Annotated in this window: 21 protein-coding genes and 1 pseudogene; 10 read left to right on the top strand and 12 right to left on the bottom strand. The window is 68.4% G+C overall.

Annotated features, from left to right (window positions below; genetic code table 11):
- The first annotated feature begins 20 nt into the window (after positions 1 to 20).
- Positions 21 to 569 carry an NUDIX hydrolase gene (locus tag ACWFRB_RS15695; RefSeq protein ID WP_452642058.1) on the top strand — a complete coding sequence of 183 codons (549 nt, stop codon included), beginning with the start codon at positions 21 to 23 and terminating at the stop codon, positions 567 to 569.
- A 77-nt stretch (positions 570 to 646) separates the two neighbouring features.
- Here the strand turns inward: ACWFRB_RS15695 and arc are convergent, their stop codons facing one another.
- Entirely contained in the window at positions 647 to 2,422 is a 1,776-nt protein-coding gene (gene arc, locus ACWFRB_RS15690; protein ID WP_452642057.1) for a proteasome ATPase, read from the bottom strand.
- Positions 2,423 to 2,607: 185 nt separating this feature from the next.
- Between arc and ACWFRB_RS15685 the strand changes: the two genes are divergently transcribed.
- Positions 2,608 to 3,093 carry a nuclear transport factor 2 family protein gene (locus ACWFRB_RS15685; RefSeq protein ID WP_452642056.1) on the top strand — a complete coding sequence of 162 codons (486 nt, stop codon included), beginning with the start codon at positions 2,608 to 2,610 and terminating at the stop codon, positions 3,091 to 3,093.
- A 73-nt stretch (positions 3,094 to 3,166) separates the two neighbouring features.
- On the opposite strand, the gene ACWFRB_RS15680 is transcribed toward ACWFRB_RS15685, so the two are convergent.
- The gene (locus ACWFRB_RS15680) at positions 3,167 to 4,030 is read right to left on the bottom strand and encodes a tRNA (adenine-N1)-methyltransferase (protein ID WP_452642077.1); all 864 of its coding nucleotides are present in this window, start codon (positions 4,028 to 4,030) and stop codon (positions 3,167 to 3,169) included.
- Between the two features lie 115 nt (positions 4,031 to 4,145).
- Between ACWFRB_RS15680 and ACWFRB_RS15675 the strand changes: the two genes are divergently transcribed.
- Both ACWFRB_RS15675 and ACWFRB_RS15670 read left to right on the top strand, forming a co-directional pair.
- Positions 4,146 to 5,033, top strand: a complete 888-nt coding sequence (locus tag ACWFRB_RS15675; protein ID WP_452642076.1) for a RecB family exonuclease — start codon at positions 4,146 to 4,148, stop codon at positions 5,031 to 5,033.
- On the top strand, positions 5,030 to 5,839 hold the full coding sequence (locus ACWFRB_RS15670; RefSeq protein ID WP_452642055.1) for a thioesterase family protein: 810 nt from the start codon (positions 5,030 to 5,032) through the stop codon (positions 5,837 to 5,839). Before ACWFRB_RS15675 ends, ACWFRB_RS15670 begins: the two co-directional genes overlap by 4 nt.
- Before the next feature lie 124 nt (positions 5,840 to 5,963).
- Here ACWFRB_RS15670 and ACWFRB_RS15665 read toward each other — a convergent pair whose 3' ends face one another.
- On the bottom strand, positions 5,964 to 6,191 hold the full coding sequence (locus tag ACWFRB_RS15665; RefSeq protein ID WP_452642054.1) for a hypothetical protein: 228 nt from the start codon (positions 6,189 to 6,191) through the stop codon (positions 5,964 to 5,966).
- Positions 6,191 to 7,336 (bottom strand): Rieske 2Fe-2S domain-containing protein, encoded by a 1,146-nt coding sequence (locus ACWFRB_RS15660; protein ID WP_452642053.1) that lies wholly within the window; start codon positions 7,334 to 7,336, stop codon positions 6,191 to 6,193. Before ACWFRB_RS15660 ends, ACWFRB_RS15665 begins: the two co-directional genes overlap by 1 nt.
- A 356-nt stretch (positions 7,337 to 7,692) precedes the next feature.
- Here ACWFRB_RS15660 and ACWFRB_RS15655 point away from each other — a divergent pair, with 356 nt between their 5' ends.
- From ACWFRB_RS15655 to ACWFRB_RS15630, 6 genes are all read left to right on the top strand, one after another.
- Positions 7,693 to 8,367 carry an IclR family transcriptional regulator gene (locus ACWFRB_RS15655; protein WP_452642052.1) on the top strand — a complete coding sequence of 225 codons (675 nt, stop codon included), beginning with the start codon at positions 7,693 to 7,695 and terminating at the stop codon, positions 8,365 to 8,367.
- 67 nt (positions 8,368 to 8,434) lie between these two features.
- Positions 8,435 to 8,950, top strand: a complete 516-nt coding sequence (locus tag ACWFRB_RS15650) for a nuclear transport factor 2 family protein (protein WP_452642051.1) — start codon at positions 8,435 to 8,437, stop codon at positions 8,948 to 8,950.
- A gap of 56 nt (positions 8,951 to 9,006) precedes the next feature.
- Positions 9,007 to 10,065, top strand: a complete 1,059-nt coding sequence (locus ACWFRB_RS15645) for an oxidoreductase (RefSeq protein WP_452642075.1) — start codon at positions 9,007 to 9,009, stop codon at positions 10,063 to 10,065.
- 714 nt (positions 10,066 to 10,779) lie between these two features.
- The gene (locus tag ACWFRB_RS15640) at positions 10,780 to 12,474 is read left to right on the top strand and encodes an Ig-like domain repeat protein (RefSeq protein WP_452642050.1); all 1,695 of its coding nucleotides are present in this window, start codon (positions 10,780 to 10,782) and stop codon (positions 12,472 to 12,474) included.
- Positions 12,475 to 12,709: 235 nt separating this feature from the next.
- A complete protein-coding gene (locus ACWFRB_RS15635; protein WP_452642049.1) occupies positions 12,710 to 14,341 on the top strand; it encodes an Ig-like domain repeat protein in 1,632 nt (543 codons plus the stop codon).
- A 237-nt stretch (positions 14,342 to 14,578) separates the two neighbouring features.
- The gene (locus ACWFRB_RS15630) at positions 14,579 to 16,477 is read left to right on the top strand and encodes an Ig-like domain repeat protein (RefSeq protein WP_452642048.1); all 1,899 of its coding nucleotides are present in this window, start codon (positions 14,579 to 14,581) and stop codon (positions 16,475 to 16,477) included.
- A gap of 321 nt (positions 16,478 to 16,798) precedes the next feature.
- Here ACWFRB_RS15630 and ACWFRB_RS15625 read toward each other — a convergent pair.
- The 8 genes and pseudogenes from ACWFRB_RS15625 to ACWFRB_RS15590 all read right to left on the bottom strand — a co-directional run.
- A pseudogene (locus ACWFRB_RS15625) lies at positions 16,799 to 17,491 on the bottom strand (transposase); the annotation flags it as partial.
- 149 nt (positions 17,492 to 17,640) lie between these two features.
- Positions 17,641 to 18,492, bottom strand: coding sequence for an ATP phosphoribosyltransferase (gene hisG, locus ACWFRB_RS15620; protein ID WP_452642047.1), 852 nt, complete (start codon positions 18,490 to 18,492; stop codon positions 17,641 to 17,643).
- Positions 18,493 to 18,560: 68 nt separating this feature from the next.
- A complete protein-coding gene (locus ACWFRB_RS15615) occupies positions 18,561 to 18,824 on the bottom strand; it encodes a phosphoribosyl-ATP diphosphatase (protein ID WP_027501839.1) in 264 nt (87 codons plus the stop codon).
- Between the two features lie 168 nt (positions 18,825 to 18,992).
- A complete protein-coding gene (locus ACWFRB_RS15610) occupies positions 18,993 to 20,645 on the bottom strand; it encodes an ABC transporter ATP-binding protein (protein ID WP_452642046.1) in 1,653 nt (550 codons plus the stop codon).
- On the bottom strand, positions 20,642 to 21,463 hold the full coding sequence (locus ACWFRB_RS15605; protein ID WP_452642045.1) for an ABC transporter permease: 822 nt from the start codon (positions 21,461 to 21,463) through the stop codon (positions 20,642 to 20,644). The genes ACWFRB_RS15610 and ACWFRB_RS15605 overlap by 4 nt, the downstream gene beginning before the upstream one ends.
- Complete coding sequence (locus ACWFRB_RS15600) at positions 21,460 to 22,407, bottom strand: ABC transporter permease (protein WP_452642044.1); 948 nt, start codon at positions 22,405 to 22,407, stop codon at positions 21,460 to 21,462. The genes ACWFRB_RS15605 and ACWFRB_RS15600 overlap by 4 nt, the downstream gene beginning before the upstream one ends.
- Before the next feature lie 9 nt (positions 22,408 to 22,416).
- The gene (locus tag ACWFRB_RS15595) at positions 22,417 to 23,928 is read right to left on the bottom strand and encodes an ABC transporter substrate-binding protein (protein ID WP_452642043.1); all 1,512 of its coding nucleotides are present in this window, start codon (positions 23,926 to 23,928) and stop codon (positions 22,417 to 22,419) included.
- 25 nt (positions 23,929 to 23,953) lie between these two features.
- The gene (locus tag ACWFRB_RS15590) at positions 23,954 to 24,652 is read right to left on the bottom strand and encodes an HAD family hydrolase (protein WP_452642074.1); all 699 of its coding nucleotides are present in this window, start codon (positions 24,650 to 24,652) and stop codon (positions 23,954 to 23,956) included.

Raw genomic sequence — 24,652 nt, 5'->3', positions numbered from 1 at the left:
CCACGTGGAACGATGGACGCATGGATCAGCGCCCATCGTCGCCGCCGGGCGACCCCGCCGCGCCGGATGAGGTGGTGACGGTCTACGACGCCGCGGGAGCGGCCATCGGCACGGCCCCACGATCGCGGGTGTACGCGGAGGGCCTGTGGCACGCCAGTGCGGGAGTTCTGCTGCGCTCGATGGACGGCAGCCGGGTCTACGTGCACCGCCGCTCCCCTGAGAAGGCGGTCTTCGCAGGCATGCACGATTGCCTCGCGGGCGGGGTGGTGGATCCCGGTGAGAGCCCGGACGAGACCGCGGTCCGCGAGCTCACCGAAGAGCTGGGCGTCACCGGAATCGAGCTGTCGCCCATCGCGCAGGTCAGGTGGGACGGCCGGTGGGACGGTAAACCGTTGCGATGCCACCTGTTTGCCTTCGAGGGGCGCTACGACGGTCCCATCCGTCACCAGGCGAGCGAGATCGTCGACGGTTGGTGGTGGACCGACGCGGAACTGCGCGCGCACCTCGCCGACCCGTCGTGGGCATTCGTCCCCGACACCAGGGCACTGCTCGCCGACTACTTCGCCTGAGCAACCCGAGGCCGGTGCCGCAACGAGATCGGGCCGGGCACCCGTGGAACGAGGTGCCCGGCCCGATCGTCGTCGCGCTACAGGTACTGGCCGGTGTTGGACTCGGTGTCGATGGCGCGGCTGGCACTGGCGTTCTTGCCGGTGACCAGCGTGCGGATGTACACGATCCGCTCGCCCTTCTTGCCCGAGATGCGTGCCCAGTCATCGGGATTGGTGGTGTTGGGCAGGTCCTCGTTCTCGGAGAACTCGTCGACGATCGAATCGAAGAGGTGCTGCACCCGAAGTCCGGGCGCCCCCGTATCGAGCACCGACTTGATGGCGTACTTCTTCGACCGGTCGACGATGTTCTGGATCATCGCACCCGAGTTGAAGTCCTTGAAGTACAGGACCTCCTTGTCACCGTTCGCGTACGTCACCTCGAGGAATCGGTTGTCGTCGCTCTCGGCGTACATCCGGTCCACGACCCGCTCGATCATGGTCTTGATGCAGGCCGCCCGGTCCCCGCCGAACTCGGCCAGATCGTCGGCGTTGACCGGCAGGTGCTCGGTCAGGTACTTCGAGAAGATGTCCTGCGCCGATTCCGCGTCCGGACGCTCGATCTTGATCTTCACGTCGAGCCGGCCGGGCCGCAGGATCGCGGGGTCGATCATGTCCTCGCGGTTCGACGCACCGATGACGATGACGTTCTCGAGTCCCTCGACGCCGTCGATCTCGCTGAGCAGCTGCGGAACGACGGTGGTCTCGACGTCGGAGGACACACCCGACCCACGGGTACGGAAGATCGAGTCCATCTCGTCGAAGAACACGATCACCGGGGTGCCCTCGGAGGCCTTCTCACGGGCCCGCTGGAAGATCATCCGGATGTGCCGCTCGGTCTCGCCGACGAACTTGTTCAGGAGTTCCGGGCCCTTGATGTTCAGGAAGTAGGACTTGGCGTCCTTGGCGTCCTGGCCCCTGGCCTCGGCGATCTTCTTCGCCAGCGAGTTGGCGACGGCCTTGGCGATGAGCGTCTTGCCGCAGCCGGGAGGGCCGTACAGCAGCACGCCCTTCGGTGGCCGCAGCGCGTACTCGTGGAACAGGTCCTTGTGCAGGAACGGCAACTCGACGGCGTCGCGGATCTGCTCGATCTGCCGCCCGAGGCCGCCGATGTCGCCGTAGTCGACGTCGGGCACCTCCTCGAGCACGAGGTCCTCGACCTCCGCCTTGGGGATTCGCTCGAAGGCATAGCCCGCCTTCGAATCGACCAGCAGGGAATCCCCCGGCCGCAACTTGCGCGACGGCGAATCGATGTCCTCGTCGTCGGGATGGACCGTCGCGTCGGACGCGGCCAGCGCGAGCGGATGCGCGAGCCAGACCACGCGCTCCTCGTCGGCGTGACCGACCACGAGGGCCCGCTCGCCGTCGTCGAGGACCTCGCGCAGGCTGCAGATCTCCCCGACCCGTTCGAAGGCCCCTGCCTCGACGATGGTCAGCGCCTCGTTCAGGCGAACCGTCTGACCGGGCCGCAGCGTCTCGGTGTCGATGTTCGGCGAGCACGTCAGGCGCATCTTGCGACCGGAGGTGAACACGTCGACCGTCTGATCCTCGTGCGTGGAGATGAGCACGCCGTACCCACTCGGCGGCTGACCGAGACGGTCGACCTCCTCGCGGAGCGCGATCAACTGCTGACGGGCTTCCTTGAGCGTGTCCATCAGTTTGGAGTTTCGGATCGACAGTGAGTCGACACGGGACTCGAGCTCTCGTACCTGCTCGGGCGACTGGGCGAGCTGGCGGCGAAGGCCAGCGGCTTCCAGGCGTAGCGCCTCGAGCTCGGCCCGGGCGGCGAACGAGTCCGGATTCTCTGTTGCGCTCATGTGCGACTCCTCCCAGTGACGATCTATCAACGCTACAGCCGCTGTACCAAAACTGCGGACCGACAGGCGGACACGGGCCACAGGCGTCGCACAGTGTGGGACGGCGAGCCGCCTCACCCGCACCATCTCTGATGTTAGCCTTACCTGACTAATTGGCACCGAAGCCAACGAGAAAGGCCCCACTCGTGATCATTCGCAAGTCCCTCATCGCCGTCGGAACCGTCGCACTGGCCGTAGGAGTCGCCTCCTGCAGCTCGGACGACTCGTCCAGCGCGTCCGACGCCACCACCTCCGCCGCGTCCGCAGGCACCAGCACCGGCGCCGAGGCCGCCGCGACCCCGACCGCCGCCGAGCTGCAGGCGACCCTGGTGACCTTCTTCAACCCGGCCGTCGGCACCACCGAGAAGGCCGCGCTCGTCGAGGACGGCAACGGTCAGGCGGCGGTGCTCGAGCAGTTCAACGGGGTGCTCCAGGGCTACCCGCTGACCGCCGAGGTGACCAAGGTGACCTCGGTCGACGAGGACACGGTCTCGGCCACGACGACCATCGCAGGCCCGCACGGCGGCGCCGCATCCGAGGTCGTCTTCGACCAGGTCGACGGCAAGTGGGTCATCTCCGAGGACGCCGCGTGCACCATCTTCTCGATGGGCAAGCTCACCTGCGCGAAGTAGGCGGCTCCGCCGCCTGTGAGTGGTTGTGGTCCCCAGGGGGTCCACAACCACTCACGGGCGCGCAGCGCCTCGGTCAGACCTTCTTGTCCTTGCCCGCACGACGCTGCGGCTTCGGGGTGACGGTGCCCTCGGCCAGCTTGCGCGCGCTGACCAGGAACGCGGTGTGGCCCTGCATCCGGTGTTCCGGACGCACGGCGAGGCCGACGACGTGCCATCCGCGCACGATCGACTCCCATGACCGCGGCTCGGTCCAGCACTCCTGCTCACGCAGCGCCTCGACCACCCGCGACAGCTGGGTCACCGTCGCGACGTAGACGATGAGCACGCCGCCTGGCACCAGCGCCTTCGACACCGCGGGCAGCGTCTCCCATGGCGCGAGCATGTCCAGGATCACCCGGTCCACCGGGCCGCCGTTCTCCTCGGCGTCGAAATCCGCCAGGTCCGCAACCGTGAGCTCCCAGTTGTCGGGGCGGCCGCCGAAGAAGGTCTCGACGTTGCGGACCGCGTGCTCGGCGTGGTCGTCGCGCACCTCGTACGAGATGACCTTGCCCTCGGGCCCGACCGCCCGCAGCAGCGAACAGGTCAGCGCGCCCGAACCCGCTCCGGCCTCGAGCACTCGCGCACCGGGGAACACGTCGCCCTCGTGCACGATCTGCGCGGCGTCCTTCGGATAGATCACCTGCGCGCCACGGGGCATGGACAGCACGTAGTCGACGAGCAGCGGCCGCAGCGCCAGGTACGGGGTCCCGTTGGTGGAGGTGACGACGCTGCCCTCGGGGGCGCCGATGAGATCGTTGTGCACGATCCCGCCGCGATGGGTGTGGAACTCCTTGCCCGCCTCGAGGACCACCGTGTACTTGCGCGCCTTCGCGTCGGTGAGCTGAACGCGGTCGCCCTCCCGAAACGGTCCGGTCGGTCGCTTCTCGCGTGCGCTCACGTCTTGCCCAGCCACGACTCAGATCTCCTCGTATTCAGCATTCCCGGCGACCCACGCGCCGGCCCCGACAGCGGTGTCGGACCCGCCGCATACCCTGCCAGGTGTGAGCTCTCCCGTGTCGACGCCCCCTGCCGAGTCCTCCGACGCCGCCGACGCGGGGACGGTGCGCCCGCGCTCACGGCCCGCCCTGTCCCCGTCCCGTGCCGGCGACTTCAAGCAGTGCCCGCTGCTGTACCGCTTCCGCGCCGTCGACCGGATCCCGGAGGTGCCGTCCAAGGCGCAGCTGAAGGGGACGGTGGTGCACGCGGCGCTGGAGTCGCTGTACGGCCTGCCCGCCCCGGAACGGGTCTCCGACCGCGCCGTGTCCCTGGTCGACCCCGCCTGGGAACAACTGCTGGCCGAGTCCCCCGAGATCGCCGACACCGTTCCAGCCGAGGAGCGCGCCGCGTTCCTCGCCGAGGCCCGCACGCTGATCGAGGGTTACTACAAGCTCGAGGACCCCACCCGCTTCGAGCCGGAGTCCTGCGAGCTGCGGGTGGAGACCGAGCTCGACAACGGAGTGCTGCTCCGGGGCTTCGTCGACCGGATCGACGTCGCGCCCACCGGTGAGGTCCGGGTCGTCGATTACAAGACCGGCCGTGCGCCGCGCGAGATGACCGAATCCAAGGCGCTGTTCCAGATGAAGTTCTACGCACTGGTGCTGCTGCGCACCCGGGGGATCGTGCCAGCACAGCTACGCCTGATCTACCTCACCGACGGCGAGATCCTCACCTACGCGCCGGACGAGGCCGAACTACTCCGGTTCGAGCGGACCCTGTCCGCGATCTGGAAGGCGATCCTCGCCGCGGGCCAGACGGGTGACTTCCGGCCGAAGCCGGGGCGACTGTGCAGCTGGTGCGATCATAAGGTGCGCTGCCCCGAGTTCGGTGGCACGCCGCCGCCCTACCCGGGCTGGCCGGAAACACCGGCCGAGGAAGACAGTTTCGAGGAGATCACCCAGTGAGCGACCAGGCCTACTACATCCCGCTCGAGTCCCGCGCGGACGGTACCGAGACGTTCGCCGCAACGGAACTGACGATGAGCACCTGGGGCGACGCGATGCAGCACGGCGCTCCCCCGTCGGCGCTGCTGGTGCGCGCGCTGGAACGGTGCGCCCCGCGCGAGGACGCCCGGCTCACCCGGGTGGTCGTCGAGATCCTCGGACCCGTACCGATTTCCGAGATCGAGGTCCGATCCTGGGTCGAACGTCCCGGCAGGCGGGTGGAGCTGGTGGTCGCGGAGCTCTGGGCCACCGGACCGGACGGCACCGCCCGCGCAGCCGCCCGCGCCACCGGATGGCGGATGCAGGTCGCGGACACCAGCGCCGTCACGCACGCGGGAGACCCGGCACTCGAGCCGGTGTCCGCGGGCCGTGAGGTCGCGATGGAGGGCCGCTTCTGGGACACCGGATTCGTGGCGACCCTGGACTGGAAGTGGCTGGCCGAGATCGGCTGTGAGGGGCCCGGCCAGGTGTGGGCGCGCCCCAATCCCGTTCTGGTCGAAGGTGAGTCACTCTCCCCGATCCAGCGACTGTTCACGGTCGCGGACGTCGCGAACGGCGTCGGGGCGAAACTGCATTTCGCGGAGTGGACCTACCTCAACACCGACCTGACCGTGCACCTGTTCCGGGTGCCCGAGGGCGAGTGGGTGGGCGTCTCGGCCGAAACCTCTTACGGCCCCGACGGTGTCGGGATGTGCGCGGGTGTGCTGCACGACGAGTCGGGTCCGGTCGGCCGGATCAATCAGACCGTGCAGGTCCGGGCCAGGTAACCGACGAGGCGGGTAGTCCGCGCATCCAGACGCGCGGCCTACCCCCTCCGCCCGGCGTCCTCAAGCAGTCGAAGACGCTGTTCGAGACTCGATCATCGTTCCCTCATGTCGCCCTGTCCGGCGGTCACTCGGAAACGGGGATACGTCCGTCAACGGCGGCCGCGGCGATCGACTCGCGCAGTGCGGAGCAGCGCCCCACCCGTGCGCCGCGCACCGTCAAAGACGGATCGTCCCGGTACTCGTGGCAGACGGTCTCCGGGTGAGCGGTGCTCCACTGGACGCTGGTGTGCTGCCAGCTGTTCTTCTCGGCGCGGACCTCGACCCCGCACCGCGCACAATCGACGTGCCGCATCAGACCGGCAACTCCTCGGGAGCCCAGCGGACCAGGTTGTCCGCGACTTCCTGCTTCCACGCCTCGACCGGCTTGGTGGTGTCGAGTTCGAACTCGAAGCGGTCGACCATGTCAGGGGTGATGTCGGCGACGTCGACGTAGAACTGCTCGTACCAGCGGCGCAGCTGGTAGACCGGTCCGTCCTCGTTGGTGAGCAGCGGGTTGTCGATCCGGGTCTTGTTCTTCCAGATCTCGATGTCCTGCTCGAAGCCGATGCCGATGTAACCGATCATCAGGTCCACCACCTGGTCGGTTAGCTCGGCCGGGATCTGTTCGGTCTTCTTCACGGAGATGCCGTACATCAGCACGAACCTGTCCGGCGAGATCGGGTAGTGGCAATTGATCAGGACGGACTCGACGTCGAACTTGTCGGTGCGGTAAACGAGGTCGTCGATCATGAACGACGGCCCGTGATAGGCGGCGATCGAGCGGTGGCCGAGCAGCTTCGGCACGTCGGGATCGGTCCACCCCATGATGTCCTCGCGACCAACGCCCTCCTGTTCCTGGATGGCGACATGGCCCTCGAAGATGTTCTTGAAGTACGTCGGGAACGAGTAGTGCACGTAGAAGAAGTGCGCCATGTCGACGACGTTGTCGATGATCTCGCGGCAGTTGGAGTCGATGACGATCGACTTCCATCGCCACTCGGTCCACTCGGCATCCTCGGACCGCGCGGCGGGGATCGCGACCTCGGGCGGCGGCGGGTTTCCCTCGGAGTCGTGCCAGACGAACAGCAGCTCGTCCTGCTCCATGGTCTGCCACGTGCGGGTGCGAGCCAGCGGCGGAACCCGGCGGGCGTAGGGGATGCCGGTGCACTTGCCGTTGCCGCCCCAGCGCCAATCGTGGAACGGGCACGCGATCGAATCGCCCTTGACGCTGCCCTGGCTCAGGTCGCCACCCATGTGCCTGCAGTAGGCGTCGAGGATCTTGATGTCACCGTTGCTGTCGGCGAACACCACGAGCTTGGTCCCGAAGGCCTCGACGGAATGCGGTGCGCCGTCCCGGAACTCCGCCAGCAGCCCCAGGCAGTGCCACCCCCGTGCGAAACGGGCGGGGGCCGTGCCCTCGTCGATGATGCGAACCTCGTCGGATTCGTCGATGTCCACGGTGGTCCTTTCGTTGCCCGGCACATTCGCGATGTCAGCCGCGGCGGTGTCGATGTGATCACGATCATGGGAGGTGACCTTCGAACCCGGCGCGCCTGCCTCGATCAGGGCACAACCGGAACAGACACAGGTCAGCACTATCGGGCAGGTCGCCTGCCGACCGGCAAACGAAAACCTGTGGCGCGCCGTCAGATTCCCCCCGGGGACCAGAATAGACCAGGTGGTCTGAAAACGTCCCACTGAGCGGACGCACCCCTGGCATCGCACCGATCATCACGGTGAGATGTCAGTGCCTGCGCACGCCCGGAGGTCCGCGGGCGATGCCAGCGCACACGGTGCACGGGGAGGAGATGCGAATGGCGATCGGAGACGGTCCGAAGGCGAGCCTGCCCACCTCAACGCTCGATCGACTCTCCCTGGTCCTGGACAGTTTCCGTAGCGCGTCGCGACTCAGCCTGACGGACGTGTCCCGCGGTACCGGCATCCCCAGGACGAGCACCCTCCGGATGCTCGAGCAGTTGGTCCGGATGGGGTGGCTCCGCCGCAGGGGTGTCGAGTACGAACTCGGGGACACCCTCGCCGAACTCGGTGCCTTGTCGCTGTACCGGGACCGTGCCGACCGGGTGGTGACACCACTGCTGCGCGAACTGCACCTCGTGACGGGCCACGTCGTGCATCTGGGCATTCTCGACGGCAAGGACGTGCTCTACCTGGAGAAGATCGGTGGTGCCGCGGCGCCCCATCTGCGGACACGGGTCGGGTCGCGCATCCCCGCACGATCGTCGACGATCGGCAAGGCGCTGCTCGCGGCAGCACCACGGCCCGGCGTCTCGTTCGGTACCTGTGCCGCCGGGTTCGGTTGCATCGGAGCGCGCGTCGGCTCGCTGGGCGGTGCGGAGATCGGCCTGTCGGTCAGCGGACCGATGGATCGGCTGAAGTTCGATCAACGGCACGCGGCTCCCGTCCGGATGGCGGCAACGGCGCTCGCGCACTTCTTCGACCTCACCGGAGCGGCGGGGCCGCGGACGTGACCTCGCCTTAGTCCGCTGATCGGAAGGACGAATTGCCCGCACGACGGACCGCTGACAGCGTGTGGCCATGAAATCCGAGCTCACACTGACCGTCCCCGAACAACTCCTGGCGATCGAGCAGATCAAGCGCACCTTCGCGGCTCGGCTGCGATGCATGGACAACAAGCAGTGGGACATCTACCCGACCCTCCATACCGACGACGTGGTCTCGGAGACGTGGGGCGGCCTGCCGGGCGACAAGCAGCCGCAGACCGAGGGCACCTCGAACCGTGTGGTGGGCAAGGAGAAGCTGACCCGCGCAATCAGCACCCTGCTCGGCGGGCGGACCGCGGTGACCACCGTGCACCACGGCCACACCCCGGAGATCGAGCTGACCTCCGACGACACCGCCCGCGGGATCTGGGCGATGGAGGACAAGCTGTGGTGGACCAACGGCGACCACGAGGAGCATCTCCACGGGTACGGGCACTACCACGAGGAGTACCGAAAGGTGAACGGCCGCTGGCTGATCAGCTATCGAAAGCTCACCCGGCTGCGTGAGGACGTGACCGCGGGCTTCTTCGACTACCTGCAGGCGCTGTGAACCCGCTCTTCGCCCCGCTGCAGGTCCGGTCGCTGGCGCTGCAGAACCGGATCGTCATGTCCCCCATGACACGTGAGCACTCCCCTGGCGGGGTGCCGGGACCCGACGTGGCCGCCTACTACCGGCGGCGCGCCGAGGGCGGCACCGGTCTCCTGATCACCGAGGGCGTGGCGATCGACCACCCGACGGCCGTCGACAGCCCCAGAGTCCCCCGCCTGCACGGTGAATCGGCCCTGGCGGGGTGGCGCTCCGTGGTCGACGAGGTGCACGCGGCCGGCGGCCGGATCATTCCCCAGCTGTGGCACGTCGGCCCACTGTGGGGCGCGATGAGCCCGGTGGATCCGGCTCTGACGCCGATGCGCCCCTCCGGGCTGTGGGGCCGGGTCGGTAGGACCGTCTATCCGGAGGACTACCTCGCGAGGGCGAGCGCCACCACCCCTCCGATGACCGACCGCGACATCACGGACGTCATCGCCGCATATGTGCGGTCGGCGCGCAATGCGGTCGACGTCGGCTTCGACGGGATCGCGATCCACGCCGGGCACGGCTACCTGCTCGACGCGTTCCTGTGGGAGTCGACGAACCAGCGAAACGATCGCTGGGGCGGCGACCTGCAACAACGGACTCGTTTCCCGGTGGAGGTGGTGCGGGCGATCCGGCGCGAGATCGGTCCCGACCTGCCGATCTTCTACCGGTTCTCCCAGCACAAGCAGCAGGACTACGGGGCGCGGATCGCGGACACCCCCGACGAGCTCGCCGTCGTCCTGAACGCGCTGGTCGAGGCCGGTGTGGACGTGTTCGACGCGAGCATCCGCCGGTTCGACGCCCCCGCGTTCGAGGGCAGCGAGCTGACCCTGGCCGGTTGGGCGAAGAAGCTGACCGGCGCACTCAGCATGGCCGTGGGCAGCGTCGGGCTCGACAAGTCACTTCGTGATGCAGGCACCCCCGGCCCCGCCTCTCTCGACGGGCTCCATCGGCGGCTCGAGGACGAGGAGTTCGACCTGGTCGCGATCGGGCGACTGCACCTGACCGAGCCGGCCATCGCGACGATCCTCCGCGACGGCGGGCCCATCCAGTCGTTCGACCGCGCGCTGCACGAGGGGAGGCTGTACTGACCGAGTCACAGGACGGCCCCGGTCACACGTGGGCGGATTCCAGGGATCGTCGCAACACGTGAACTGAAGATGGACTGCCTCCCAAGGACACTCGAACAGGTCCAGGAACGACTCGCCACATGAAACTGATCTGACCAGAACGCCACCAGTCCACTCGTGGTGGCCCGCCCCGACCGTCAGCAAGGGCACGGCCGGGGTGTCGGGTCAGCTGGCAGGTTGGGCGGCTTCGGCCTTGTAGGCGCGGACTCCTTCCTGAGCAGGTCGCGGTCGATCGCACGCAGCTTGGTGGTGGCATCGATTTTCACTGCTGGTGCTTGTCGGTCATACGCCGGCCCTACCGGCTGATGTGCGGGCGATCAGGCCCGCTTCGCCGACAGCGACTCCGTCGACCCAGAACGCTGCGCTCCGACGTGCCGGAACTGCCGCTGCGTTCGGCGACCCTCCTCAGTGCGATGACCTCGCGACGGCCGAGGCGGTCTACCCAACGAGCGGAACGGTAGTGCAAGTCGGAGCAGAGCAGAGCTGAACGGCACCAATGGCTCTGGGATGGCTACCGCCTCCCCCGCAGGCGCCGGGCCAGGTGCGCCGCTGAGCCCGCATTCATCCCACCAATTTTCGGTAGGCAGCGGCGGAAATCACGCATACAGTCCCGCAACCGGCCTGGCCCCGACGCCTCGGTCGTACCCCGCAACGCCCTCGAACCGAAAGGTCCCCATGCGTAGTACCCGCGCCCGCCGTGCCGCGATGATCGGCACCGCGGCACTCCTGCTGGCCGCGCCCTGCGCGACCCTCGCGCAGGCCGAACCCACCGAACCGGCATCCATGCTGCCCGAGGAACTGGTCGCCGCCATCCAGCGTGACCTCGGCATCAGCCCCACCCAGTACCTCGAGCGGGCCGACACCGGACAGGAACTGGCGACGTTCGCCGACACACTCCGCGGCAAGTTCCCCACCGCCTACGCGGGCGCCTGGCTCGATAAGGCCGGCACCCCGCTGGTCGGCCTGGCCGACGGACCGGACAAGGCCGCCGCCCGCACCGCCGTCGAGGCCGCCGGCTTCAAGGTCAAGGACCAGGCGCGCAGCGAAAACGCCCTGTCCGACCTGCTCGGTCAGCTCAACACCTGGATCCAGCAGCTGCCCGCACCGTTGTCCGGCCACATCAACGGCGCCAAGGTCGACATCGCCAACAACGACATCGTGCTGGGCGTCCACGACATCGCCGGGGGTCAGGGGCTGCAGCTGCCCGACTTCCTCAACTTCGTGCGCGTGGCGCAGGAACCGGCACAGGGCGCGTCCGACCTGCCCGGGCTCGGCTCACTCGGTTCATTCGGCTCGTCCGGCCCGACCAAGCCCACCGAACCCACCGAACCCACCGAGCCCACCAACCCCGGCGCCTCCACGATCGCCCTCGACCCCATCAAGGGAGCCACCGCAGGCAAGGAGATCACGCTGAAGGCGAAGGTCACCCCCGCAGCAGCGGGCGGCACCGTCGTATTCGAGGCCGACAACTTCTACGAAGAAGCACCGGTCGCCGCCGACGGCACCGCCACCCAACAGTGGTTCGCCCCCGAGACCGCAGGCAAGGTGACCATGAAGGCCACCTTCTCCGGCCGCAATGGCGTCGTCGGATCGACCACCACGCAGCAAGTCAACGTCGCCAAAGCCGCCACTACACCCACCACCACCAAGAAGCCCACGCCGCCGGCCGGCGACGCCATCATGGGTGGCGATGCGTACGACTACGTGCACGCCTTCGGCGGCGATTCCCACAGGTGCACGCTCGGTTTCAATGGCACCGACGCCTCCGGCCGCGCGGTGACCATCACCGCCGGACACTGCGACCCGGCCGATCCCGATGTCGCCGGCACTGATAACGCCTCAAGCGGACACGAGGTGGTGGGCGGCGTTCGCGGCGAGCGCTTCGGCGAGGCGGTCAAGACGGCGAAGGCGCCTATGCGACTCGACTACTCGGTGATCAAGATCGACGACAACTTCGCCAAGCGGTTCGAGAACAACTACGTTCGCGTCCCCGGCAAGGCCCCGCTGGCGATCACCGGCACCGCCGATCCCGTGGAGGGGGCTCCGGTGTGCATGTCCGGCATGGTCACCGGCTACCACTGCGGCACACTCAAAGCCGCTGTGGCCGGCGATGATCGAGGCAACCACACCACTGGCCGATTCACCGTGAGGATCTGCGGGCTGGGCGGCGACAGCGGCAGCCCCATGTTCACCGGCACCAAGGCGCTGGGCATCTCGGCCCAGTCCAGCGTGACGTCGGGCCAACAGTCGGAGTGCGATCTGTGGGAGACGATGCCGGACATTTCGGACTTCTACCGGCCCACCGTGTGGGTGACACCGATCAAGGAAATCCTCAAGGAAAACCCCGGCCTGAAGATCCGCACCAACTAGACACACCGAATCTCCCGAAAAGGGGCCTCGGACGCGAACTCTCGCGCCCATGGCCCCTTTTCGTATTCCGGGGTGATACCCCGACCCGCAGGTCCGAGCTGGCGCGTCTCGCTGAGCCGACATTCATCCCACCAATTTTCGGTAGGCAGCGGCGGATATCACGCATACAGTCCCGCAACCGGCCCGGCGCCAACGCCTCGGCCCTACCCGCACACGCTCAATCCGAAAGGTCCCCATGCGTAGAACCCGCGCCCGCCGTGCCGCGATGATCGGCACCGCGGCACTGCTTCTGGCCGCGCCGTGCGCGACCCTCGCGCAGGCCGAACCCGCCGCACCGGCACCCGCGCTGCCCGCGGACATGGTGACCGCGATCCAGCGCGATCTCGGACTCAGCCCCGACCAGTACCTCGACCGGGCTGAGACCGGACAGGAACTGGCGACGTTCACCGACACGCTCCGCGGCAAGTTCCCCACCGCCTTCGCCGGCGCCTGGCTCGATAAAGCCGGCACCCCGCAGGTCGGCCTCACCGACGCACCGGACAAGGCCGCCGCCCGCACCGCCGTGGAGGCCGCCGGCTTCAAGGTCAAGGACCAGTCGCGCAGCGAGAACACCCTGCGCGATCTGCTCGGCCAGGTCAACGGCTGGATTCAGCAACTGCCCGCACCGCTGTCCGGCCACGTCACCGGCGCGAAGGTCGACATCGCCAACAACGACATCGTGCTGGGCGTCCACGACATCGCCGGGGGCCAGGGCCTGCAGCTGCCCGACTTCCTCAACTTCGTACGCGTGGCCCAGGGACCGGCATCGAGCCCGTCCGACCTGCCCGGGCTCGGCTCACTCGGCTCACTCGGCTCGTCCGACCCGACCAAGCCCACGGAACCCACCACCAATCCCACCGACCCGGCCTCCACGATCGCCCTCGACCCCGTCAAGGGAGCCACCGTCGACAAGATGATCACGTTGAAGGCGAAGGTCACCCCCGCAGCAGCGGGCGGCACCGTCGTATTCGAGGACGACAAGAACACCTACCACGAAGAAGCAACGGTCGGCGCCGACGGCACCGCCACCCAGGAGTGGTACCCTAGCATCGCCGGCAAGGTGACCATCAAGGCCACCTTCTCCGGCCGCGACGGCGTCACCGGATCCACCACCACGCAACAGGTCACCGTCGCGGGCCCCCCTAAGCCCACCACCACCAAGCCCAAGCCGCCGGCCGCCAACGCCATCATGGGTGGCGATGTCTACGACGCCGTGGACGCCTCCGGCGGTTCCCGCAGGTGCACGCTCGGTTTCAATGGCACCGACGCCTCCGGCCACGCGGTGGTCATCTCCGCCGGACACTGCGACGCGAACCCCGACGCCGCGGGCACTGATGACGCCTCAATCGGACACGAGGTGGTCGACGGCGTTCGCGGCGATCGCTTCGGCACCTTCACCAAGGCGTCCCAGCGGCCACTCGACTACGCGGTGATCAAGATCGACGACGGCGTCGCCAAACGCTTCGAGAACAACTACGTTCGCGCCCCCGGCCAGGCCCCGGTAGCGATCACTGGCACCGCCGTACCCGTGGAAGGGATGCCGGTGTGCATGTCCGGCATGGTCACCGGCTACCACTGCGGCACGGTCGAATTCGTCGACATAATGAATATCCCCATCTTCCCGAGTCGTTTCACCGTGAGCATCTGTGGACTGAGCGGCGACAGCGGCGGCGCCGTGCTGTCCGGTACCAAGGCGCTGGGCATCACGGTCCGATCCAACAAGGCTGTCGAGGGGACGTGCGAATCCGCCACAGCACCCGAAGTGACCGCGACACCGATCACCAACATCCTCAGTGCCAACCCCGGCCTGAAGATCCGCACCAACTAGACACACAGAATCTCCCGAAAAGTGGCCTCGGACGCGAACTCTCGCGCCCGAGGCCCCTTGTCGGATTCCTGAGGTGACGCCCCGACCCGCAGGTCCGAAACGGCGCGCCGCCGAGCCCGCATTCATCCCATCAATTTTCGGTAGGCAGCGGCGGAAATCACGCATACAGTCCCGCAACCGGCCCGGCCCCGACGCCTCGGGTCGTACCCGCAACGCCCCCACATCCGAAAGGTCCCCATGCGTAGTACCCGCGCCCGCCGTGCCGCGATGATCGGCACCGCGGCACTGCTTCTGGTCGCGCCGTGCGTGGCCCTCGCCCAAGCCGAACCCACCGGACCGGCACCCGCGCTGCCCGCCGACATGGTGGCCGCCATCCAACGCGACCTCGGACTCAGCCCGGCCCAGTACCTCGACCAGGCGAAAGCCGGGCAGGACCTGGTGGCGTTCGCCGACACGCTGCGCGGCAAGTTCCCCACCGCCTTCGCCGGCGCCTGGCTCGATGCGGCCGGTACGCCGTTGGTCGGTCTGGCCGACGGGCCGGACAAGGCCGCCGCCCGCACCGCCGTCGAGGCCGCCGGCTACCAGGTCAAGGACCAGACGCGCAGCGAAAACGCCCTGCACGATCTGCTCGGCCAGCTCAACACCTGGATCCAGCAGCTCCCCGCACCGCTGGCCGGCCTCGTCAACGGCACCGCGATCGACCCCGCCGCCAACGACATCGCGCTGGAAGTAAAGGACACCGCCGCGGGCCAGGGCCTGCAACTGCCCGACTTCCTGGGCTTCGTCCGCGTGGCGAAGGGACCGGCCAGCTCGTCCGAACTGCCCGGGTTCGGCTCGCTCGGCTCGTCCGACCCGACCAAACCCACCACGGACCCGACCACGGACCCGGCCGCCACCACCGTCACCCTCAACCCCATCACCGGAGCCAAGGTCGGCACCGCCATCACACTGACCGCCACCGTCAACCCGGCGGCAGCCGGCGGCGAGATCGACTTCGCGGATGGCGACGACGTCCTCGGCACCGCACAGGTCGGCGCCAACGGCACCGCCACCCACCAGTGGACCCCCACCACCGCCGGTCAGCGCACCATCACCGCCATCTTCTCCGGCCGCGACGGCGTCCCCGGATCCACCACCACCGCGCAGGTCACCGTCGCTAAAGCCAACAGCAACACCGTTGCCTCCACGATCACCCTCGACCCCATCAAGGGAGCCACCGCCGACGGCAAGGCGATCGTGCTGAAGGCGAAGGTCACCCCCGCGGCAGCGGGCGGCACCGTCGTATTCGAGGACGACAAGAACACCTACCACGAAGAAGCACAGGTCGCCGCCGACGGCACCGCCACCCAGGAGTGGTACCCCAGCATCGCCGGCAAGGTGACCATCAAGGCCACCTTCTCCGGCCGCGACGGCATCACCGGATCCACCACCACCGCGCAGGTCACCGTCGCAGGCCCCCCCAAGCCGACCACGCCCCCGCCGCCGGCCCCCGACGCCATCCTCGGTGGCGACGTCTACGGCGTCGAGAACGAGAACGGGGGCCAGTTCAACTGCTCGTTCGGTTTCAACGGTACCGACGCGTCCGGCCACGCGGTGAACATCTCCGCCGGACACTGCGACACGGACGCAGCCGCTGCGGGCACTCTGTACGCCTCGATCGCATTCGAGGACTTCGGCGGCGTTCGCTTCGGCGATCGCTACGGCACCTTCGACAAGACAGTCATGGATGGCTTCGACTACTCGGTGATCAAGATCGACGACAACGTCGCCAAGCGCTTCGCGAACAACTACGTTCGCGCCCCCGGCTCGGACCCGGTAGCGATCACCGGCACCGCCGACCCCGTGGTCGGGGCTCCGGCATGCACGTCCGGAAAAACCACCGGCTACCTCTGCGGCAAAGTCACCAGCATCAACCAGCGTACTAAGCTCGGGTCGGCGACATTGAAAAACGCCTTCCGCACGAACATCTGCACGAATAAGGGCGACAGTGGTGGCCCCGTCCTGACCGGCACGAAGGCACTCGGCATCACGGCCGGCGGCAACGGGTGCCCCACGGGTGCCCCACGCAGCAACATCTCGTCACCGATCACGTCGATCCTCGCGGACAACCCCGGTCTGAAGGTCCGCACCAACTGATATGTAGGGAAGTTCGTCAAGAGGACAGGATGAGGCGCCGTCGGGGAGCGACCCCGACGGCGCCTCGGTGCTTCCTCTGGCGAGTCTGTGTGGTGAGCGTGTCAGTTGGCGACTCGCGGTCAGACGGGGGGGTCCCTCCCTGCACGAAGTGCTCGGGGGCATATGCGCGGGTTGGATACCGCAGGACGGGGTTTCGGCTGGATCGGGTTCCGCGTGTCTAGGATCGAGCGTCGGCCTGAAGGTCTGCTCATAGTTGGGTCGCGGGTCGATCCACGCGCTGCCACCACCGGACTCGGGGAGGAAGCAGATCAGGTGGGTCGCTCAGTCGTTCATGACCGCCAGGGACCAGCACCAGCCGGCGAGTTCTCGGGCGATCGCCACGTTCGCCACCGTCGGCCGCTTACGGCGTTCGAGGAAACTCACCCACCGGCCGTGCAGGCGGCGGTTGCCCTCGTCTCCACGGGCACGGGACGCGGCCGGTGCCAGATCCCACCGTCGGCGCATCACCGTCCCGACGTGATAGCGGGGCCGGTAGTGCCAGGCCGCTTCCACCAAGAGTCGGCGAACATGGGTGTTCCCGGCCTTGGTGATCGCGCCCTGCACCCGTGATGAACCGGAGGAATACTCCGAGGGAACCAACCCGACGAACGATCCGATCGCGAAAGCCGGTGAACCGGTTCCAGTCACCGATCTCGTGTGCCAACGCGAACCCGGTCAAGGTGCTCACACCGCGCAGGCATGACACCCGGCGCACCAGCGGGTGAACTCGCTGCCTGGTGCCGTTTCTTCGATCGCCGTGTCGAGGCGGCTGCGTCTGGCTTGCATCGTGAGTGCATGGTCGTAGTCGGCGTCGAACGCCATCCGGGTCGCTTGTGAGGTCAGCTGTGGTGCCGCTTCGGTGCGCAGCCACCGGTCATGCGCCCCGGCCGCGGCGGCACCGCCGTAGTAGACGATGCCGTGACGGAGCAGCAGCTTCGAGAGCCGATGCCGTGCCCGCATCAGGTCACCACAAGAAACCGCAGCTTCAACACTTCGCGGTCAACCTCTGAAATCGACACGGTCGTCGCAACTCCCACTGCTGGGTGTTGCGACGACCGCTAGAAGCTGCCCGTGGGTGTGACCGGGGCCGTTCGTGTCTCCTCGAAGCCGACGACGCGCGGGCGTCAGAAGGCCCGGCAGGACCGGATGTCGGAGGCCAGGATCGCCTTGGCGCCGATCTCGGCGAGCTGATCCATCACGTCGTTGCTGACCTTGCGCGGCACCAGTGCGCGGATCGCGACCCACGCCTCGTCGGCGAGCGGCGAGATCGTCGGCGACTCCAGGCCAGGGGTGATCCGCAGCGCCTCGTCGAGCAGTCCGCGCGGGCAGTCGTAGTCCAGCATCAGGTACTGCTGCGCGAAGACGACGCCCTGCACGCGGGCGATCAGCTGGTTGCGGGCCTTGTCGGTGCCGTCCGAGCCCTCGCGCTGGATCAGCACGCCCTCGGAGTCGCAGAGGGACTCGCCGAAGGCCACCAGGTTGTGCTGACGCAGCGTGCGGCCGGAGCCGACAACGTCGGCGATGGCGTCCGCGACGCCGAGCTGGATCGAGATCTCCACGGCGCCGTCCAGCCGGATGACAGTCGCCTCGATGCCGCGGGCGGCGAGGTCCCTGCGGACCAAGTTCGGGTAGGAGGTGGCGATCCGCAGGCCTGCCAGGTCGGCGGGCGACCAATTCTTGCCCGCGGGGGCCGCGTAGCGGAAGCTCGACCGACCGAAGCCGAGGGACAGGCGCTCGGAGACCGGGGCGCCGGAGTCGAGAGCGAGGTCACGACCGGTGATACCGAGATCGAGTTCGCCGGACCCGACGTAGATCGCGATGTCCTTGGGGCGGAGGAAGAAGAACTCGACCTGGTTCGCCGGGTCGAGGACGGTCAGGTCGCGGGAGTCGGTGCGGCGGCGATAGCCGGCCTCGTCGAGGATCTCGGCGGCGGACTCGGACAGCGAGCCCTTGTTCGGTACTGCGACGCGCAGCATGGGGGTGTTCCTTCCGGAGGTGGCGAGAGTATGGCCAGAGGACGTGCGGAGTCGGTGCGGAGCGCGACTCACAGATGTCGGTAGACGTCCTCGAGCTTGAGGCCACGGCCGACCATCAGCACCTGCACCCAATAGAGCAGCTGGGAGATCTCCTCGGACAGCGACTCGTCACTCTCGTGCTCGGCGGCGATCCACACCTCACCCGCCTCCTCGAGCACCTTCTTGCCCTGCGCATGGACGCCCGCGTCCAACGCGGCCACGGTGCCGGAGCCCTCGGGACGGGTGGCGGCACGGTCGGTCAGCTCGGCGAACAGCGAATCGAAGGTCTTCACGGGTCACGATTCTTTCACGGACGAGCCGGGGCTCCCCACCGCCCCGCCACAACCCGTCCTCGGTGTTGTTTCGAGCGACCTGCAAGCAGTCGCTACGGGTGATTCGAGCGACCTGCAAGCAGTCGCTACGGGTGATTCGAGCGACCTGCAAGCAGTCGCTACAGGGGATCAGAGATCCGGCAGGACCAGTTTCGGGGCGCTCGCGATGAGCGTTCGGGTGTACTCCTCCCGAGGCCGCTCGTACACCTCCTCGGTCGGTCCGCACTCCACGATCCGGCCCCGATGCATCACCGCGACCACGTCGCACACGTGCCGGACGACGGCCAGATCGTGCGAGACGAACAGCAAGGTCAGCCGGTACTCGTCGACCAGCCCTGCCAGCAGCTCCAGGACCTGAGCGCGCACCGAGACGTCGAGCGCGCTGACCGGCTCGTCCGCCACCAGGATCTTCGGCTTGGTGATCAGGGCGCGGGCGATCGAGATGCGCTGACGCTGACCGCCGGAGAACTGGTGCGGATACCGGTGCGCCATCGCCGGTTCGAGCCCGACGGCGGTGAGGATCTGGGTGACGGCCTCGGCCGAGCCCGCGCGCGAATCGAGCGGCTCGGCCACCACATCGCCGACCTTCATCCTCGGGTCGAGCGAACCCATCGGATCTTGGAAGACGATGGAGACATCGCGCCGGAACTGCCGCAACTCCCGTTCCCGCGCCCCGACGATCTCCTGCCCGTCGACCACGACCGAACCCGCGGTCGGCGTGTCGAGGGCACACAGCAACCGGATCAGCGTGGACTTGCCCGAACCCGATTCGCCGACCACGCCGAACCGCTGGCCGCGACCGATGTCGAACGACGCGTCGGCCAGCGCGTGCACCGGCTCCGCGCGACGCCACAGCGAGGACCGCGACCCCCGGTAGGTGCGGCTGAGCCCGCGCACGGACACGAGCGGCTCGGCCTGTTCGTTCGACACCGGCGCGGCGACCGTTGCCTCCCCCTGACCCGGCGCCGCGCGGGCCGCCACGGACCCCCCGAGCGTCGATCCGCTCAGGTCCGACGCCTCGAGCAGGGCGCGGGTGTAGGGGTGCTGCGGCGTACCGAACACCCGCTCGATCGGTCCGGACTCGAGGATCGACCCGTCCCGCATCACCAGCACCCGGTCACACAGCGCGGACACCACGGCCAGGTCGTGGGTGATGAACAGCAACGCGGTGTCGTGCTCGCGGACGGTGGTGTCGATCAGGTCGAGGACCTGCGCCTGCACGGTCACGTCGAGGGCGGTGGAGGGCTCGTCGCAGATCAGCACCCGCGGGCGGTTCGCCATCGCGATGGCGATCAGGACCCGCTGCCGCTGCCCACCGGACAGTTCGTGCGGATATGACCGCGCGATGCGCGCCGGGTCGGGAAGATTGACCGCGGCGAGCTGCGCCAGCGCCGCCTCCCGCCGGTCGCCGCGGCTCAGCGCGCCATCGTGCAGCTCGATCACCTCGGCGACCTGCCTGCCCACCTTCATCAACGGGTTCAGTGCCGTCATCGGCTCCTGGAAGACCATCCCCAGGTCGTCTCCCCGCAGGGTGGTGAGCAACCGCTCCGAAGCACCGACGAGATTCGCGTCGACCCCGTCGAGGGCGATCGAACCCGTCGCCGACAGCTGATCCGGCAGCAGCCCCATCAGGCTCAGCGCGGTCAGCGACTTGCCCGACCCGGATTCGCCGATCAGCCCCAGCCGCTCGCCCCGGTTCAGCGTGAACCCGATGCCGTTTAGCAGGGTGCGACCGGCCGCGCGGACGGTGAGATCCGAGACCTCGACCAGCGGGCCCGTCACTGTCGCACCGTCTTCGGGTCGAATCGGTCGCGAAGCCCGTCGCCGAGCAGGTTGAACCCGAGCACGGTCAGCGCGATCGCCAAGCCGGGCCACAACATCACCGCGGGCTGCAGGTACAGGTACGGCTGTGACTCCTGCAGCATCCGGCCCCACGACGGGGTCGGCGGCGGGGTCCCGAAGCCCAGATAGGACAGCGCGGCCTCGGCCAGCACCGCGATCGCGAAGGTCACCGACGCCTGCACGATCAGCGCGCTGGAGATGTTGGGCAACACGTGCCGCAGCGCGATCCGCAGTGGGCTCTTGCCTGCCGCCCGCGCCGCGAGCACGTAGTCCTTGGCCATCACCTGCCTGGTGCCGCCGCGGGCGACGCGCGCGAACGCGGGCGCAGTCCCGACACCGAGTGCGGTCATCGCCGTCACCGTCGATCCGCCCCAGACTGCGGCGAAGACGATGGCCAGCAGCAAGGCGGGGAATGCCAGGAGCACGTCGTTGCCACGCATCAGGATCTCGTCCGGCACACCGGGGCGCATCCCGGCTGCCACCCCGATCGGGATGCCGATCGACGCCGCGATGGCCACGGCCACGATGCCGACCAGCAGCGTCGTCCTGGCACCGACGAGGAGCGAGCTGAAGATGTCCCTGCCGAAATCGTCGGTGCCCAACCAGTGTTGTGCGCTCGGATGCAGCAGCCGCGCACCGGCGTCGACAACGGTCGGGTCGTAGGGCGTCCACACGAAGGAGAGCAGCGCGGCCAGCACCACCGCGGCGACCAGTCCGACCCCCAGGGTCAGCGTGCCCGACCACCGAACGCGTTTCACGCCGCGCTCCGCATCCGGGGATCGATCGCGGTGTAGAGCAGGTCCACCACAAGATTCAGCAGCAGCACCATCAACACCAGCACCATCACGATGGACTGCACCTCCGCCATGTCCCGCTGACTCACTTTGTCCAGCAACAGACTGCCGAGCCCGGGCACCACGAAGACCCGCTCGACGACCACCGCCCCGATCAACAGGGTGGCCAGCTGGAGACCGGCGACGGTGACCACCGGTACGGCGGCGTTGCGCAACCCGTGCCGCAGTAGCGCTCCCGTCCGGGTGAGCCCCTTGGCCCGCGCCGTCCGCAGGTAGTCCGCCCCCAGCTCGTCGAGCACGGCGGAACGGACGTACCGCGTCAGCACCGAGCCCTGCACGAGTCCCAGTGCCAGCGCGGGCAGCGTGAGGTAGCTGAGGAACCCGCCGATCCCCTCGATCGGTGCCTGCCAGCCGCTCGACGGCAACCAGCCAAGCTCGACCGCGAACACGGTGGCCAACAGCACGCCTGCCAAGAAGGCCGGGATCGCGATTCCCACCTGGCTGAGCCCACCGATGAGTACCCCGTCGGGGCGGCTGCGCCGGACCGCGGCCATGACCCCGAGCGGGATCGCGACGACCAGTGCGACCACCATGGCCGCACCGACCACCCAGAGCGTCACCTGCAGCCGATCGAAGATCTCCGGCCCGACCGGCTGCCTGGTCAGGTATGACTCGCCCATGTCGCCGTGCAGCATGCCCCACACCCAATTGCCATAGCGCACATGGGCAGGCGCGTCGAGGCCCATCGCGGCCCGCTCCCTGGCCACCTCCTCGGCCGAGGCCTGCACACCCAGTGCGATCCGCGCCGGATCGCCTGGGAGTACCGACAGCAACGCGAACACGAGCACCGATGCGAACGCGGCCGTGAGCGCGAAGATACCGAGCCGCCTGGCCAGCTGGATCGCCATCACACCGCCCTACCCGCGCCGCACCCGGGACAGGTCGAGCGCGAGGGAGGTCGCGTTCGCCGGGATCCCGGAGATGTCGGCGTCGGTCACAGCAAGGAGCGGAAAGAGGAAGAGCCAGTTCGCCGCCGCCTCGTCGGTGATCGTCCGCGCCACCATCCGCATCTTCTCGACGTAGCCGGCCTCGTCCGCCGTGTCGGCCTCCGCGATCAGCCGGGTGACGTCGGGGTTGCGATAGCCCCAGTAGTACCCGGGGTTGCCGAAGGTGACGATGTCCCGCGGCTCGGCGTGCTGGATCACCGACATCTGGTAGTCGTGCCTGCCGAACACGGAATCGAGCCAGACCGCGGGGAACTCGACCGGGTTGGTCTTCACGGAGAAACCGACCTGCTGCAGTTGCGAGCTCACCACCTGCGCGGCGGCAGTGGCATAGGGCAGGTTCGGCACGTCGAACCGCACCGTGGGATTCGGGGTGCCCGCCTCGGCCAGCAACTCGCGTGCCCGCTGCGGATCGAACGGGTACACGCCGGTGAGATCCTCGTACCAGGGGTCGGTGGGCGGCACCATAGATCCGATGAGATCGCCGTAGCCCGCGTACGCGGTGTCCCGCACCGCCTTTCGATCGACGGCATACATCACCGCCCGGCGTACCCGAATGTCGTCGAACGGCGCGACGGCCCCGTTCATCGAGAGGGTGACCTCCCCGTTGGTGCCGCCCTCGACGACCCGGAACCGTGGATCCGCACTGAACTGCCCGAGCAGTTGCGGGGCCCCGAGGCCGTAGATCGCATCCACCCCGCCACTGAGCATCGCGTTCGCCTGCGCGGTGGCATCGGCAAAGTACTTCAGCCGCACCGTCTTCATGGCCGGTTGTGCGCCCCAATAGCGGGGGTTGGCCGCGAGCACCAGCTCCGAGCCCGGGTTCCAGCGCGCCACGGTGAACGGGCCGGTTCCGATCGCGGTGGTGGCCAGCTGGGTGACGCCGCGTGGGGTGAACATGGCGCCGACGGGACCGGTCATGGCGAACAGCCACGCGCTGCTCGGCGCCCGCAGGATCACCCGCGCCAGATGCGGCGACGGTGTCTCCACCCGATCCACCACCGCCATCAGTGCAGGCGAGTTCGCGGTCCACTCGGTCTTGACCCGGTCGAGGCTGAACCTGACGTCCTCGGAGGTGAAGGCCTCACCGTTGGAGAATGTGGCGTCTTCGCGCAACACGAACTCGTAGACGGTCCGGTCCGGGCTGATCGTCCACGAGGAGGCCAGCAGCGGAACGATCGCACCGTGGTCGTCGAGCCGGACCAGCCCCTCGTACACGTTGTCCAGCAACGCCTGCGGGATCGCCGCGCCCGCAGTGCGGGTGAAGTCGAGGTTGTCCGGTTTCGCGGTGAGTGCGACGGTGAACGTATCCGGTCCGCCCGCGCTCGACAGGCCCGCGCCTGCCGAGCAGGACGCCAGCACAGCGATGATCACGGTCGACGCGGCCACCCCGCGTAGGAGCCGACCGGTCCACCGAGGCGTCATGCCAGGAATCCTGCCACGGCCGGGCTCAGGCGTGGACGGTCCGCCACGCCGCGGCGAACCCCGATTCCCCTATCCCCTCGAGACTCTCCCGGTGCACCCGACGCGGGCCGATCGGCACCGCGACCTCGCACGGCACCACCAGAACCGCGCAGCCTGCCGCCTCCGCCGCCGCCGAACCGGTCGGCGAATCCTCGACGGCCAGGCAGTGCTCGGGGGCGATGCCGAGCAGCTCCGCAGCGCGCAGATACGGATCCGGCTCGGGCTTGCCGAACGGAACCTCGTCACCGCAGACGGTGACGTCGAAGTGCTCGCGCCCCAACGTATCCAGCGCCTGTTCGGCCAGCACCCGCTCGGTGTTGGTCACCAGCGCGGTGCGCAGCCCGATCTCCCGCGCCGTGCGCAAGGCCTCCTGCGCACCCGGCCGCCACGGGATGCCGAGCGAGAACAGCTCGGTCACACGGCCGTTCATCCACGCCGCGGCGTCCGCGAGGGCCGCGGGCGTCGGGTCGAGTTCGAGCGCACCGAAGATCGTCGCCAGCGCGTCGGGGCCGGAGGCGCCGATGATGGCGTGCCGCGTGCTCGCCGTCATCACCCCGCCCAGTTCGGCGGCGAGCTCGTGCATGGCGACGTCCCAGAGCTTCTCGGAGTCGAGCAGTGTGCCGTCCATGTCCCAGAGCACGGCCTTGAGATCGGGACCCGACACCGACATCGACGCCTCGAACAT

The sequence above is a fragment of the Rhodococcus sp. NPDC055112 genome (assembly GCF_053607505.1).
This window is presented reverse-complemented; position numbering and strand designations above follow the sequence as displayed.

Excerpts from the sequence above, each read along its gene's own strand:
- ACWFRB_RS15695 (WP_452642058.1), top strand. The coding sequence starts at position 21 with ATGGATCAGCGCCCATCGTCGCCGCCGGGCGACCCCGCCGCGCCGGAT.
- arc (WP_452642057.1), bottom strand. The coding sequence starts at position 2,422 with ATGAGCGCAACAGAGAATCCGGACTCGTTCGCCGCCCGGGCCGAGCTC.
- ACWFRB_RS15655 (WP_452642052.1), top strand. The coding sequence starts at position 7,693 with ATGGCGATCGGAGACGGTCCGAAGGCGAGCCTGCCCACCTCAACGCTC.
- ACWFRB_RS15635 (WP_452642049.1), top strand. The coding sequence starts at position 12,710 with ATGCGTAGAACCCGCGCCCGCCGTGCCGCGATGATCGGCACCGCGGCA.
- ACWFRB_RS15640 (WP_452642050.1), top strand. The coding sequence starts at position 10,780 with ATGCGTAGTACCCGCGCCCGCCGTGCCGCGATGATCGGCACCGCGGCA.
- ACWFRB_RS15665 (WP_452642054.1), bottom strand. The coding sequence starts at position 6,191 with ATGCGGCACGTCGATTGTGCGCGGTGCGGGGTCGAGGTCCGCGCCGAG.
- ACWFRB_RS15645 (WP_452642075.1), top strand. The coding sequence starts at position 9,007 with ATGTCCCCCATGACACGTGAGCACTCCCCTGGCGGGGTGCCGGGACCC.
- hisG (WP_452642047.1), bottom strand. The coding sequence starts at position 18,492 with ATGCTGCGCGTCGCAGTACCGAACAAGGGCTCGCTGTCCGAGTCCGCC.
- ACWFRB_RS15590 (WP_452642074.1), bottom strand. The coding sequence starts at position 24,652 with ATGTTCGAGGCGTCGATGTCGGTGTCGGGTCCCGATCTCAAGGCCGTG.
- ACWFRB_RS15595 (WP_452642043.1), bottom strand. The coding sequence starts at position 23,928 with ATGACGCCTCGGTGGACCGGTCGGCTCCTACGCGGGGTGGCCGCGTCG.
- ACWFRB_RS15630 (WP_452642048.1), top strand. The coding sequence starts at position 14,579 with ATGCGTAGTACCCGCGCCCGCCGTGCCGCGATGATCGGCACCGCGGCA.
- ACWFRB_RS15600 (WP_452642044.1), bottom strand. The coding sequence starts at position 22,407 with ATGGCGATCCAGCTGGCCAGGCGGCTCGGTATCTTCGCGCTCACGGCC.
- ACWFRB_RS15650 (WP_452642051.1), top strand. The coding sequence starts at position 8,435 with ATGAAATCCGAGCTCACACTGACCGTCCCCGAACAACTCCTGGCGATC.